Source organism: Curvibacter fontanus (genome assembly GCF_054780335.1).
The window spans coordinates 101,960-114,616 of record NZ_BAAGWN010000045.1 but is presented as its reverse complement, the minus strand read 5'-3'; the positions used below and the strand labels follow the sequence as shown (position 1 = coordinate 114,616).

Annotated in this window: 15 protein-coding genes and 1 tRNA gene; 8 read left to right on the top strand and 8 right to left on the bottom strand. The window is 66.1% G+C overall.

Annotation, left to right across the window (positions count from 1 at the left end; all coding sequences use genetic code 11):
* Positions 1-177: 177 nt before the first annotated feature.
* A tRNA-Lys gene (locus ACYVH8_RS16200) sits at positions 178-253 on the bottom strand.
* Positions 254-348: 95 nt separating this feature from the next.
* Between ACYVH8_RS16200 and ACYVH8_RS16195 the strand changes: the two genes are divergently transcribed.
* Positions 349-549 (top strand): hypothetical protein, encoded by a 201-nt coding sequence (locus tag ACYVH8_RS16195; protein ID WP_460489842.1) that lies wholly within the window; start codon positions 349-351, stop codon positions 547-549.
* Here the strand turns inward: ACYVH8_RS16195 and ACYVH8_RS16190 are convergent, their stop codons facing one another.
* The 4 genes from ACYVH8_RS16190 to gtdA are packed head-to-tail and all read right to left on the bottom strand — an operon-like array spanning position 550 to position 4,124.
* Positions 550-1,869: a TRAP transporter large permease gene (locus ACYVH8_RS16190; protein WP_460489841.1), complete on the bottom strand. Its 1,320-nt coding sequence runs from the start codon at positions 1,867-1,869 to the stop codon at positions 550-552.
* On the bottom strand, positions 1,866-2,348 hold the full coding sequence (locus ACYVH8_RS16185) for a TRAP transporter small permease (protein WP_460489840.1): 483 nt from the start codon (positions 2,346-2,348) through the stop codon (positions 1,866-1,868). The genes ACYVH8_RS16190 and ACYVH8_RS16185 overlap by 4 nt, the downstream gene beginning before the upstream one ends.
* Before the next feature lie 28 nt (positions 2,349-2,376).
* On the bottom strand, positions 2,377-3,072 hold the full coding sequence (locus tag ACYVH8_RS16180) for a fumarylacetoacetate hydrolase family protein (RefSeq protein ID WP_460489839.1): 696 nt from the start codon (positions 3,070-3,072) through the stop codon (positions 2,377-2,379).
* Positions 3,069-4,124, bottom strand: a complete 1,056-nt coding sequence (gtdA, locus tag ACYVH8_RS16175; RefSeq protein ID WP_460489838.1) for a gentisate 1,2-dioxygenase — start codon at positions 4,122-4,124, stop codon at positions 3,069-3,071. The genes ACYVH8_RS16180 and gtdA overlap by 4 nt, the downstream gene beginning before the upstream one ends.
* Positions 4,125-4,343: 219 nt before the next feature.
* On the opposite strand from gtdA, the gene ACYVH8_RS16170 reads away from it, so the two are divergent.
* Positions 4,344-4,784, top strand: coding sequence for a MarR family winged helix-turn-helix transcriptional regulator (locus ACYVH8_RS16170; RefSeq protein ID WP_460489837.1), 441 nt, complete (start codon positions 4,344-4,346; stop codon positions 4,782-4,784).
* Positions 4,785-4,813: 29 nt separating this feature from the next.
* On the opposite strand, the gene ACYVH8_RS16165 is transcribed toward ACYVH8_RS16170, so the two are convergent.
* A complete protein-coding gene (locus ACYVH8_RS16165; protein ID WP_460489836.1) occupies positions 4,814-5,116 on the bottom strand; it encodes an antibiotic biosynthesis monooxygenase family protein in 303 nt (100 codons plus the stop codon).
* Positions 5,117-5,186: 70 nt separating this feature from the next.
* On the opposite strand from ACYVH8_RS16165, the gene maiA reads away from it, so the two are divergent.
* Both maiA and pgeF read left to right on the top strand, forming a co-directional pair.
* The gene (gene maiA, locus ACYVH8_RS16160; RefSeq protein ID WP_460489835.1) at positions 5,187-5,852 is read left to right on the top strand and encodes a maleylacetoacetate isomerase; all 666 of its coding nucleotides are present in this window, start codon (positions 5,187-5,189) and stop codon (positions 5,850-5,852) included.
* An 11-nt stretch (positions 5,853-5,863) separates the two neighbouring features.
* Positions 5,864-6,622, top strand: a complete 759-nt coding sequence (gene pgeF, locus ACYVH8_RS16155) for a peptidoglycan editing factor PgeF (protein WP_460489834.1) — start codon at positions 5,864-5,866, stop codon at positions 6,620-6,622.
* On the opposite strand, the gene ACYVH8_RS16150 is transcribed toward pgeF, so the two are convergent.
* Positions 6,554-6,919, bottom strand: coding sequence for a hypothetical protein (locus ACYVH8_RS16150; protein WP_460489833.1), 366 nt, complete (start codon positions 6,917-6,919; stop codon positions 6,554-6,556). The genes pgeF and ACYVH8_RS16150 overlap by 69 nt on opposite strands.
* Before the next feature lie 85 nt (positions 6,920-7,004).
* On the opposite strand from ACYVH8_RS16150, the gene ACYVH8_RS16145 reads away from it, so the two are divergent.
* From ACYVH8_RS16145 to ACYVH8_RS16130, 4 genes are all read left to right on the top strand, one after another.
* On the top strand, positions 7,005-8,723 hold the full coding sequence (locus tag ACYVH8_RS16145; protein ID WP_460489832.1) for a PHA/PHB synthase family protein: 1,719 nt from the start codon (positions 7,005-7,007) through the stop codon (positions 8,721-8,723).
* A gap of 88 nt (positions 8,724-8,811) precedes the next feature.
* Positions 8,812-9,990 (top strand): acetyl-CoA C-acetyltransferase, encoded by a 1,179-nt coding sequence (locus tag ACYVH8_RS16140; protein ID WP_460489831.1) that lies wholly within the window; start codon positions 8,812-8,814, stop codon positions 9,988-9,990.
* Between the two features lie 93 nt (positions 9,991-10,083).
* Positions 10,084-10,821 carry an acetoacetyl-CoA reductase gene (gene phbB / locus ACYVH8_RS16135; RefSeq protein ID WP_460489830.1) on the top strand — a complete coding sequence of 246 codons (738 nt, stop codon included), beginning with the start codon at positions 10,084-10,086 and terminating at the stop codon, positions 10,819-10,821.
* Between the two features lie 91 nt (positions 10,822-10,912).
* On the top strand, positions 10,913-11,314 hold the full coding sequence (locus tag ACYVH8_RS16130; RefSeq protein ID WP_460489829.1) for a GFA family protein: 402 nt from the start codon (positions 10,913-10,915) through the stop codon (positions 11,312-11,314).
* 73 nt (positions 11,315-11,387) lie between these two features.
* Here ACYVH8_RS16130 and ACYVH8_RS16125 read toward each other — a convergent pair whose 3' ends face one another.
* Positions 11,388-12,653: a TolC family protein gene (locus tag ACYVH8_RS16125; RefSeq protein WP_460489828.1), complete on the bottom strand. Its 1,266-nt coding sequence runs from the start codon at positions 12,651-12,653 to the stop codon at positions 11,388-11,390.
* Positions 12,654-12,657 lie beyond the last annotated feature (4 nt).

The following is a 12,657-nucleotide window of genomic DNA, read 5'->3' as shown; positions in this document are numbered from 1 at the left end:
GAATTCTTGACGCAGGGACACGGTGCTCTTCTCCATCCAGACCATGGGCTTCCTCCAAGGGCTTGCAACCCTTGAAAGCGTTACCCATGTCCTGGCACACCCGTTACCCATGTCCCCGGTCTATACAATGGCGCAAAGAAAAAGGGATCTGACCTTACGGTCAGATCCCTTTTGATCTGGTGGGTCCTGAGTGACTCGAACACTCGACCTACGGATTAAGAGTCCGCTGCTCTACCAACTGAGCTAAGAACCCAGACCCGAATTATCGCATAAAAAACGGTTCCTTCCAGGCTGCGCAGGGGACAAAATACGTTTTTTAGTCGTCCGCATCATGCAGGAGAAACGACCATGTACAGAGCAGGCATCATCGCCCTGACAGCTTTTATGTTGATGGGCTGCGGCGCAGAAACGGCGACCACGGCCGCCACCGTGGGGGCGGCCAAGAAGCTGGAGATCGAGCAGGGCAGGAAGACCATGGAGCAGGTGCAGCAGAAGGTCGGCGAATCCATGCAGCAGATGCAGCAGGCGCCTGCACGCGCGGCGGACTAACTAGCTCACGTACCTCACCAGCCACAGCGAGATGGTCGGGAAGAAAAGCAGCAGCAGGGTGCGCAACACGTCGCTGGCCAGAAAGGGCATGACACCACGGTAACTTTCGGCGATGGGCACGTCCTTGGCCATGCCATTGACGACGTAGACGTTCAGGCCCACGGGCGGCGCCAGCAGGCCGAAGCCCACCGTCATCAACACCATGATGCCGAACCAGATGGCCACCGACTCCTGGGGCATGCCGAAGTCCAGGCCCATGATCATGGGGAAAAAGATGGGGATGGTCAGCAGGATCATGGACAGCTCGTCCATCACCGCACCCAGCACGACGTAGAGCAGCAGGATGGCGCTGACCACCATGAGCGGCGGCAGGCCCCAGCCGCTGACCAGGCTGGCGAGTTGTGTCGGTACCTGGGTCAGGGTGAGGGCCGAGTTCATCAGGTCGGCGCCGACGAAGATCATGAAGATCATGGCCGAGCTTTCTGCCGTGGCATAGAAGCAGTGCTTGAGCTTGGCGAGCGTCAGCTCGCGCAGGACCAGCGCGGCGATGAAGGTGGCTGCGGCCCCGACGGCCGCCCCCTCGGTGGGGGTGAAGATGCCGCCATAGATGCCGCCGAAGACGATGAGGAAGATCAATGCTATGGGCAGGATGCCCTTGAGCGATTGCCGTGTGAGCTTGTCGGTTACGACGTCGTTGTCCGGCGCCTGGCCGGGGACGAGGCGCACATAGATCGCGATGGCGATGATGTAGCCGACCATGGCGATGATGCCCGGGATCATCGCCGCGGCAAAGAGCTTGGCGATGTTCTGCTCGGTCAGGATGGCATAGATCACCAGCGGCACCGAGGGCGGGATCAGGATGCCCAGCGTGCCGCCGGCGGCCAGCGTGCCGGTGGACAGGCGGCCCGAATAGCCGTGGCGCTTCATCTCGGGCAGGGCCACCGAGGTGATGGTGGCAGCCGTGGCGACCGAGGAGCCGCAGATGGCGCCGAAGGCCGCACTGGCCATCACGGCGGCCATGGCCAGCCCACCCTTGAAACGCGACATCACGGCGCTGGCAAAACCGAACAGGGCCTTGGAGATGCCGCCCTGGGTGGCGAAGTGGCCCATCAGGATGAAGAGCGGAATCACCGAGAGGTCGTAGCTGGCGAAGCGCGCGAAGGCCTCGGTATTGAGGAAGTTGGCCAGCGGCAACCAGCCGGCCTGGGACACGTAGCCGATTGCGCCGGCCACGAACATGGCGATCGCGATCGGGATGCGAACAGCCATCAGCAGCAGCATGATGCCGAAGATCAGCAGGCTCATGGTCAAGGGGCTCATGCCTGTGCCTCCTGCTCGAACCCCGTCAGACCCTGGCACAGGCCGATGAGGGCCGTGAGGATCAGGGGCGGGACCATCAACGTGTAGACCATCCACTCGGGGAAGCCCAGCATCATGGTGGCGGACTGCGTGCGCCAGGCGCTCAGGCCGCCCAGCGCGGTGCGCCAAGCCAGCAGGGCCATGCACAGGCCGAGCACCAACGCACCGATGCGGTCCAGTACGGCCGTGGTGCGCGGGCTGGCGCCCGAGGTGAAGAAGTCCACGATGATGTTGCCGCGACGCAGCTGGCACCAGGGCAGGAAGAGGGCGATGGCCGCCCCGGCGGCCACCCCTGTGAGTTCGAAATCACCGACCAGCGTGTCGCCGGTGGTGTTGCGCCCCAGCACGCTCAGGCAGGTCATCAGGGTGATGACGGTCAACAAGAGACCGGCCAGGATGGCGCAAAACCCGGCCAGCTTGCCCAATAGTTTGTAAGTCATGGGCCGGGATTGTAGGGGCGCAACGCTCTCAGACCACCTTCAGCGCGATAGGTGTCAACCCTGCCACGCCGCCTTCCACCACATCCCCCGGCAGCACGGCCGCCACGCCCTCGGGCGTGCCGGTGTAGATCAGGTCGCCGGGCTTGAGCTCCCAGGCGGTGCTCAGGTGCTCGATGATTTCGCCGATATTCCAGATCAGTTTGGCGACGTCGCTGCGCTGGCGGTCCTTGCCGTTGACCTGCAACCAGATATCGGCTTTCTCCACGTCGCCGGCCTGGGCTGCGGGTGTGATGGCGCCGATGGGGCAGGCTTCGTCGAAGGTCTTGCCGATGCACCAGGGGCGGCCCAGCTTCTTCTGTTCGCCCTGCAGGTCGCGGCGGGTCATGTCCAGGCCTGCGGCATAACCCCAGATGTGCTTCCTGGCGTCGGCGGCCTTGATGTTCTTGCCACCGATGCCGATGCAGGCCACCAGTTCCATCTCGTGGTGGAAGTCCTTGGTCAGGCTGGGGTAGTGCAGGGCGCCGGTCTGGCCGGGTTCGATGACCAGGCAGGTGTCGGCCGGCTTGATGAAAAAGAAGGGCGGCTCGCGGCCGGTGAAGCCCATCTCCTGCGCGTGGGCCACGTAGTTGCGGCCGACGCAGTAGATGCGGTTGACGGGGAAACGATCCTTGCTGCCGACCACGGGCACGGAGACGGGGGCCGGTGCGGCGATGACAAAACTCATGCGAGCCTTTCTTCCTTGTGGATGCCCAGGGCCTGCTGCACCGGGCGGTCTGTGAAACTGAAGAGCACGCAACCGGCGTCGGACTGCAGGCGCAGCATCTGCCAGGAAGGCACGACAAAATGGTCGCGGGCTTGGAAATCGAATCGTACTGTCCCCTGCGGGCTGGTGATGTACGCAGTGCCCGCACCCTCGACCACGCTGTAGACCGCGCCGTCGGTCTGGCGCGACGGCTGGCCCTCGAAGCCCACGGGCAGGCGCTGCAGGAAGGGCTGGATCGTCGGCATGGGCGTGCCGCCGGTGAGCGGATTGATGTAGCGCAGCTTCCAGCCGTCCCAGGCGTCCAGCGGGGCGCTGCGCTCGAGCTGGTGCAGGGCTTCGCGGCTGCGCTCGTAGGGATAGCTGAAGATCGGCGAGGCGGCGCCGAAGGGCGCGTCCCCGCGCACGGGCGCCATGTTGTGGCCGTAACGCGCGAAGCTGGCGCCTTCGGGGCGCGACACGGCCTGTGATCTGGCGGCGCCGTTCTCGGCAAAACCCGCGTCGAAGAAACGGACCATGGGAATGTCCAGCCCGTCGAGCCAGACCACGGGCTCGTCCACCTCGTTGCCATGGTCGTGCCAGGTCCAGCTCGGCGTGATGATGAAGTCGCCCGGGTGCATGGTGGTGCGCTCGCCGTCCACGGCGGTGTAGGCGCCGCTGCCCTCGACGATGAAGCGCAGCGCGCTTTGTGTGTGGCGATGACTCGGTGCCACCTCACCCGGCAGGATCAGCTGCAGGCCGGCGTAAAGCGACTGTGTGATGGCCGACTGGCCGCGAAGCGCCGGGTTTTCCAGGATCAGCACGCGGCGCACGGCTTCTTCGGCCGTGATGAGCTCCCCGGCACGTTTCAGACAGGGCCGCAGCTCCTCGTATGTCCAGAGGGCTGGCACACAGGGGGACTGGGGCTGCGGCGGCACGAGTGCGTGCAGCACCTCCCACAGTGGGGTCAGGTTCAGCGGCGACATGTCGCGGTAGAGCGACTGGCGGGCGGTGGCAGAAGGGTGGGGGGCGTTCATGGCCTGTTCCTTGCGATGACTGCCGATGGTAATGCCGGGCGCGCATGGCGCCGGAGTCGGATTGGCTTGAGGACAGGGCTGGCCATCAGGGGGCTCCCAGGAAACTTCTGTTTAATAAGCATACATACCAGTTGGCCGGGGTGCCGCCGGGGTTTACCCGGGGGGAGGTGGGCGCGCCACGCCAGCCGAATACACTTGCCGACCAGGATGACGAACCCAATGAGCAAGAGTTACGACTTTCCCCACGCCCCGGGCCACCTGATTCGCCGGGCCCACCAGGTTTCGGTGGCCGCCTTCATGGAAGAGACGGCCAGCTACGACGTCACGCCCGTGCAGTTCGCCCTGCTCAATGCGCTCATGGACACCCCGGGGGCGGATCAGGTCACGCTGGCCGCACGTGTGGCTTTCGATCCCGCCACCTCGGGTTCGGTCATCGGTCGTCTGGAGGCCAAGGGCTGGGTGCGGCGCGAGGCCGACCAGAACGACCGCCGCCGCAAGCTGCTCTGGATCACGCCCGAAGGCGAGGCGACCGTGCAGCAGATGAAACGCGCCGTGGCGCGGGTGCAGACCCGGATCCTGGGGCCGCTCAACGCCACCGAACGCGAGCAGATCATGCGTCTGCTGACCAAGCTCGTGGCCGGCCACGATCAACAGGGTTGAGTAGATCTGCGCCTGTTGCGGCCGGGGTTTCAGTCCGATTTCGCCAGCAGCGTGAAATGCTCCACCTGCGGCGGCGAGGCGAAGAAGGGGCCGACGATGGCGCGCCAGTCGGCAAAGGCCGGCGACTGGCGGAAATGCACGGTGTGGTCCTCCAGCGTGTCCCAGAAGATCATCAGCACATAGCGGTCCGGGTGCTCGACGCCCTTGTTCACCTTGAAGCCGCGGTAGCCCCGGGCCTTGCTGATGACGGTGGCCAGCCCGCGCTGGATGGCTTCGTCAAAGGCGGTCTGCTGGTCGGCGTGGATGCGGATGTCGGCAATCTCGAGAATCATGGGGTGGTTCCTCCGGTTCGGTAGGGTCGCATTGTCTCTCAGGTCCCGTTTCCGGTTTATCCTCAACGGCATGAAGCTGCACAATTACTTCCGCTCCTCGGCCTCCTTCCGCGTGCGCATCGCGCTGGCGCTCAAGGGCCTGCCCTACGACTACATTCCCGTGCACCTGGCGCGGGGTGACCACAAGCTGCCGGGCTATGCCGAGGTCTCGCCTGACCGCCTGGTGCCGCTGCTCGAAGACGAGGGCGAGCGCTTCTCGCAGTCCATGGCCATCATCGAATACCTGGACGAAACCCATCCCCAGCCGCCGCTGCTGCCCGCCGACGCGGCCGGCCGCGCCAGGGTGCGCGCCCTGGCCCAGTCCATCGCCTGCGAGATCCATCCCCTCAACAACCTGCGCGTGCTCAAGTACCTGGTGCGCGAGCTCAAGGTCAGCGAAGAAGCCAAGAACACCTGGTACCGCCACTGGGTGCGTGAGGGGCTGGAGAGCTTCGAGCGCCAGCTGGCCACCCTGGCCGCGATGCGCCAGCAGGCCGGCCTGCCGCCCTCGGCCTGCTGCTGGGGCGACACGCCCACCCTGGCCGACTGCTGCCTGGTGCCGCAGATCTTCAACGGCCAGCGTTTCGAGGTGAATCTGGACGGCCTGCCGCTGACCATGGCCGCCTTCAAGGCCTGCATGCAGCTGCCGGCCTTCCAGCAGGCGCAGCCCTCCAGCTGCCCCGACAACGAGCCCTGAGGCGCAGCGCAGTGCATCCCGACTGGCTCGTTCCCAGATGGCCCGCAGCGCCAGGGGTGCGTGCGGTCTGCACCACGCGTGCCGGCGGCCGCTCCCTGCCGCCCTATGACAGCCTGAACCTCGGTGACCACGTCGGCGACGACGCGCTGGCCGTGGGCAGCAACCGCGCCGTGCTGGCCCAGGCCCTGGGCACGCGGCCGGTTTTCCTGCAGCAGGTGCACGGCCGTGGTGTGGTGACGCTGGATGCGCACACGCCCCAGGGCACCCGGGCCGATGCCTGCCTCACGCGCGCGCGCGGCCTGGCCTGCACCATCATGGTGGCCGACTGTCTGCCCCTGCTGCTCACCGATGCCCGCGGCAGTGTCGTGGCCGCCGCCCACGCCGGCTGGCGTGGCCTGGCGGGCGAGGGCGGGATGGGGGTGATCGAAACCCTGTACACCGCCTTGCAGGTCAACGCGCGCGAGCTCATGGTCTGGCTGGGCCCCTGTATCGGCCCGCAAGCGTTTGAAGTGGGGGACGAAGTCAGATCGGCGTTCGAGGTCTGGAGCCCGCTAGCCGCCAACTGCTTTCATCCGGCGGCCGTAGCCGGCAAGTGGCTGGCCGACCTGCCGGCCCTGGCCAGATTGCGCCTGACTGCCCTGGGCATCCGCCAGGTTTATGGCAACGACGGCTCCCCCTCCTGGTGCACTGTCACGAATCCATCACGGTTCTTTTCGCACCGGCGCGACCGCGTCAGCGGCCGCCTGGCTGCCTGCATCTGGCTGGGCTGAGCCCAGACCCGTTCTTCCTGAGCCAGTCGAAGGAGTGTGGAGACCGGAGTCGGAGCCGGCTTCGACAAGCTCAGCCCGAACGGAGAGCGCCGCCACTTCCTCGGCCTCACGCTGTTGGCGCATCTTTTTGCGCGCCGGAGTGCCCAGGATGTAGAGCAGCAGGGCCACCGGCCCCACGCCATACAGCAGAAAGGTGATGATCGCACCCAGCGCGGTGCCGATGGGGCTGGTGGCCTCGGCCACGGCCATGAGCAGGGCCACATAGAGCCAGCCGATGGCGATCAGGATCAAGAACATGAGTAAATTGCTTGGTGTCAGGGATTTGTAGGCCCAAGCCTGACATACTGGACGCAGAAGCGTATTTCCAGCACGAGGACCCAGCGTGACACAGGATAACCCCGAATTTTGGACGCAAGCGGCGCAGCAGCTCCAGCAGGCCTATGGTGACAGCTGGTTGAAGCTCTTCCAGTCCCTCCAGGGCGCGACCACGAGCCCGGGCCAGGCGGCGCTGCCGCTGGCCGAGCATCCGGTGTCCATCCCCCCCGACAAGCTGCAGGCCTTGCAGCAGCAATACCTGCAGGACCTGGGCCAACTTTTGCAGCAGGGGGCCAGCGCCCCGGTCAGCGGCGACCGGCGCTTTGCCGGCCCGGCCTGGAGCGAGAACCCGCTGGCGGCCATGAGCGCCTCCGCCTACCTGCTCAACGCGCGCTTCCTGATGAGCATGGCCGAGGCCGTGCAGGCCGACGCCAAGACGCGCGCGCGCATCCGTTTCGCCATCGAGCAATGGGTGGCGGCCAGCGCGCCCAGCAACTACCTGGCCTTCAACGCCGAGGCGCAGAAAAAGGCCATCGACAGCAAGGGCGAAAGCATCGCCAGGGGCCTGCAGAACATGCTGCACGACCTGGGCCAGGGCCATGTGAGCATGACCGACGAGAGCCAGTTCGAGGTGGGCCGCAACGTGGCCACCAGCGAGGGGGCCGTGGTCTATGAGAACGAGCTTTTCCAGCTGATCGAATACAAGCCGCTGACCGAGCAGGTCTACGAGCGTCCGCTGCTGCTGGTGCCGCCCTGCATCAACAAGTACTACATCCTGGACCTGCAGCCCGAGAACTCGCTGATCCGCTACGCCGCGGCGCAGGGGCACCGCACCTTCGTGGTGAGCTGGCGCAACCCCGACGATTCCCTGGGCCACAAGAGCTGGGACGACTACATCGAGGATGCCGTCATCCAGGCTATCCACGTGGCGCAGGACATCAGCGGGGCCGGGCAGATCAACGCGCTGGGCTTCTGCGTGGGGGGCACCTTGCTGGGCACGGCGCTGGCCGTGCTGGCCGCAAGGGGTGAGGAGCCCGTGCACAGCCTGACCCTGCTCACCACCTTCCTCGACTTCAGCGACACCGGCATCCTCGATGTCTTCATCGACGAGAACTCGGTGCGCCTGCGCGAGCAGCAGATGGGGCAGGGCGGCCTGATGGCCGGGCGCGACCTGTCCTCCACCTTCAGCTTCCTGCGCCCCAACGACCTGGTCTGGAATTACGTGGTGGGCAACTACCTCAAGGGCGAGACGCCGCCGCCCTTCGACCTGCTCTACTGGAACAGCGACAGCACCAACCTGCCCGGCCCCTTCTACGCCTGGTACCTGCGCAACACCTACCTCGAAAACAACCTCGTCCGGCCCGGCCGGCTCACGGTCTGCGGCGAGAAGGTGGACCTGCGCAAGGTGGACCTGCCCGTCTACATCTACGGATCGCGCGAAGACCATATCGTGCCCATCACCGGCGCCTATGCCAGCACCCAGGTGCTGCCGGGCCAGAAGCGTTTTGTCATGGGGGCCTCGGGCCACATCGCCGGTGTGATCAACCCGCCCGAGAAAAAGAAGCGCAGCCACTGGATCCGCGCCGATGGCAAGCTGCCGCTGGGCTTCGATACCTGGCTGGAGGGCGCTGACGAACACGCCGGCAGCTGGTGGACCGACTGGGCGGCCTGGCTGGCCAGACAGGCTGGCAAGAAAAATGCTGCACCCAAGAAATACGGCAGGGGCAGCAAATACAAGGTGATCGAAGCGGCCCCGGGCCGTTATGTGAAGCAAAAAGCTGGATAAGCCGTTCGGGCTGAGCCTGTCGAAGCCCATGCCAACAGTTGAACGCCCTTCGACAGGCTCAGGGCGAACGGAGTAGAGGAGAGACATCATGGAAGACATCGTCATCGTGGCCGCGGCGCGCACCGCAGTCGGCAAGTTCGGCGGCGGCCTGGCCAAAACGCCGGCCACCGAGCTGGGCGCCATCGTCATCAAGGCCCTGCTGGCGCGCAGCAGGGTCGACGCCGGTTTGATCGGCGAAGTCATCATGGGCCAGGTGCTCGCGGCCGGCGCCGGCCAGAACCCGGCGCGCCAGGCCCTGATGAAAAGCGGCCTGCCCAAGGAGATTCCGGCGCTGACCATCAATGCCGTCTGCGGCTCCGGCCTCAAGGCCGTGATGCTGGCCGCGCAGGCCGTGGCCACGGGCGACAGCGAGATCGTCATCGCCGGCGGTCAGGAGAACATGAGCGCCGCGCCCCACGTGCTGCCGGGCTCGCGCGACGGCCAGCGCATGGGCGAGTGGAAACTGATCGACACCATGATCGTCGACGGCCTGTGGGACGTCTACAACCAGTACCACATGGGCATCACCGCCGAGAACGTGGCCAGGCAGTACGGCATCACACGCGAGATGCAGGACGCGCTGGCCCTGGCCAGCCAGCAGAAGGCCGCCGCCGCGCAGGACGCCGGCCGCTTCAAGGACGAGATCGTGCCGGTGCTGATCCCGCAGAAAAAAGGCGACCCGCTGGCCTTCGATGCCGACGAATTCATCAACCGCAAGACCAATGCCGAGGCCCTGGCCGGCCTGCGCCCCGCCTTCGACAAGGCCGGTGGCGTGACGGCCGGCAATGCCTCGGGCATCAACGACGGCGCGGCCGCCGTGATGGTCATGACGGCGAAGAAGGCGGCCGCGCTGGGGCTCAAACCCCTGGGCCGCATCGCCAGCTACGCCACCAGCGGCCTGGACCCGGCCACCATGGGCATGGGCCCGGTGCCGGCCTCCACCAAGGCCCTGCAGCGCGCCGGCTGGAAGGCGGCTGACCTGGACCTGCTGGAGATCAACGAAGCCTTCGCGGCACAGGCCTGTGCCGTGAACAAGGAGATGGGCTGGGACACCAGCAAGGTCAACGTGAACGGCGGCGCCATCGCCATCGGTCACCCGATTGGTGCATCGGGCTGCCGCATCCTGGTCACCCTGCTGCACGAGATGCAGCGGCGCGACAGCAAGCGCGGCATCGCCAGCCTGTGCATCGGCGGCGGCATGGGCGTGGCCCTGACCATCGAACGATAGGCCTTGAGCGATTGCGCAACACACGGGTTTTGCCTAGGGCCGCCGGCAGAGCCCAGACATTAGATTGAGAACGAGTTCAACGAGGAGAGCACCATGAGTCAGAAAGTAGCCTACGTCACCGGCGGCATGGGTGGCATCGGCACCGCCATCTGCCAGCGCCTGCACAAGGAAGGTTTCAAGGTCATCGCGGGCTGCGGTCCCACACGTGACTTCAACAAATGGATCGCGGAGCAGAAGGCCCTGGGCTACACCTTCTACGCCTCGGTCGGCAACGTGGGTCTGTGGGATTCCACGGTGGAGGCCTTCAGCAAGGCCAAGGCCGAGCACGGCCCCATCGATGTGCTGGTCAACAACGCCGGCATCACGCGCGACCGCATGTTCCTGAAGATGACACGCGAAGACTGGGACGCCGTCATCGAGACCAACCTCAACTCCATGTTCAACGTCACCAAGCAGGTGGTGGGCGACATGGTGGAACGAGGCTGGGGCCGCATCATCAACATCAGCTCGGTCAATGGCGAGAAGGGCCAGGCCGGGCAGACCAACTATTCGGCCGCCAAGGCCGGCATGCACGGCTTCACCATGGCGCTGGCGCAGGAAATGGCCAGCAAGGGCGTGACGGTCAACACCGTGAGCCCGGGTTACATCGGCACCGACATGGTCAAGGCCATCCGCCAGGATGTGCTGGAAAAGATCGTGGGCACCATCCCCGTCAAGCGCCTGGGCGAGCCCGGCGAGATCGCCTCCATCATTGCCTGGATCGCCTCGGACGAGAGCGGTTATTCCACGGGGGCGGATTTCTCGGTCAATGGCGGCCTGCACATGGGCTGAGGACCTGGCGATCCAAGACACCAACCCCGCTGCGGCGGGGTTGTCTGCTTCCAGCACCCGGGCCTGCCCCAAGCTTTTGCCGGAGCCACGCATGCTCAAGACCTACCGTGGCAGCTGCCACTGCGGCGCCGTCCAGTTCGAAGCCGAGCTGGATCTGACGCAAAGTACCTACCGTTGCAACTGCTCGATCTGTCGGCGCACGCGTTTTTGGCCGGCGGTAGCCCGGGAGGGCGGCTTTCGCCTGCTGGCCGGCGAGAACGAATTGACGCAGTACCTTTTCAACACACGCAAGAACCAACACTATTTCTGCAGGCATTGCGGTGTGCGCGCCTTCGGCATTGGGACTGAGACGCCCATCGGCAGGATGTACGGCGTCAACCTGGGTTGCCTGGATGACGTGGGTGACGAAGAACTTTCACGCCTGGCCATCACCTATGTCGATGGCCGCGAGGACCGGTGGCAAAGCGCCCCGGCCTTCTTCGCGCATCTCTGACATGGCCGCTGCCATGGCGCCCGGCTGCATCGCGGGCAGTCGATGCGGCCTTGGGTCTTGGCGCTCCTTCAGCCTATTCATCGAAATCCCAGATCATGTGCAGGTCCAGCTCGATCAGGGCCAGGCCTTCCAGGACTTCAAGCTGCGCCAGCCGGGCGCTGATGAGCTGCTCCGCCGCGAGGCGGCGGTTCTGGATGAGTTCGGTCATGCTGTGCTCACCCAGGGCGTAGGCCTTGCGTGATTTGTCGGCGGCCTGTTGCTGGGTCAACGCGGCGGTGTCGATGCTGATGGCCGCGCGCGCCAGGTGCTGCAGGCTGCTGTAACGCGCCTCGATGTCGGCCCCCAGGCTGAGCTCCAGCTGGTGCACCCGGTCTTCTGCATTCTGGGCGTCGGCCGCGGCGGCCATGGCGTGGTTCTGGCGCAGCCTGCCCGAGAGGGGCACGCTGATGGACACGCCGATGATGCGCTCGGCCCCGGCGCGTTCGTTGGCGGTGTAGATGCCCAGGGTCGGGTCCGGCCACTGGTCGCGGTCCGCGCGTTGCGCCAGCAGGCGCAGGCGCGCCGCTTCGCTGCGCCCTAGATTGAGCTGGTGGTTGCGCTCCAGGTACTGCTGCCGCAGCTCCTGCAGAGCGGGTAACGCCTCCAGCCGGGCCTGCAGCCAGACCGGATCGGGCAGCGGGGCCTGCGCCAGCGTGATGCCCGGGTAGGTGCGCGTGAGCCGCGCCACGGCAGCGGACCGGGCTGCGCGCGCCTGATCCTGCGCCGCCTGGGCGCGCTGCAGCTCGGCCTGCGCCAGGCTGGCATCGAGCTGCGAGATTTCGCCCTGCCGCAGGCGTGCGGCCGCCAGACGGTCCAGCTCCTGGGCGAGCGCCAGATTGGTCTGGGCGTTGTCCAGGCGCATGTCCGTTCGCAGGGTTTCGATCCACAGTTGCAGCAGATCGCGGCTGGTCTCGTGGATGGCGTCGGAATAGGCCAGCCGCGCCGAAGTGCGGCTCGCGCCGGCCTGGTCGGCATCCAGCCCGGCCTTGCCCCACCAGCGCACGGGGCGCTCCAGGCTGAGCAGGGTTTCCGAGTAACGCTCCGCCGGATCGGACACCTGGCGGTTCTGCTGGCTCAGGCGCGCGGTGAATTCGGCGGGGCCGCTTTCGGTGATGTCGGCCCGGCGCAGTTGGCCGTCGCGCTGGGCCAGTGCGGCCCGCGTGGCCGGGCTGCCCAGTACCACGGTGCGCACTTGCTGGGCCGGTGGCAGCAGCGCCTGCAGCGGGTCGCCGGGCTGCGGCTGTGCCATGGTGAGGAGGCACAGGCCTTGCAGGGTGAGGAATATCGATAGCTTTTTCATCTGG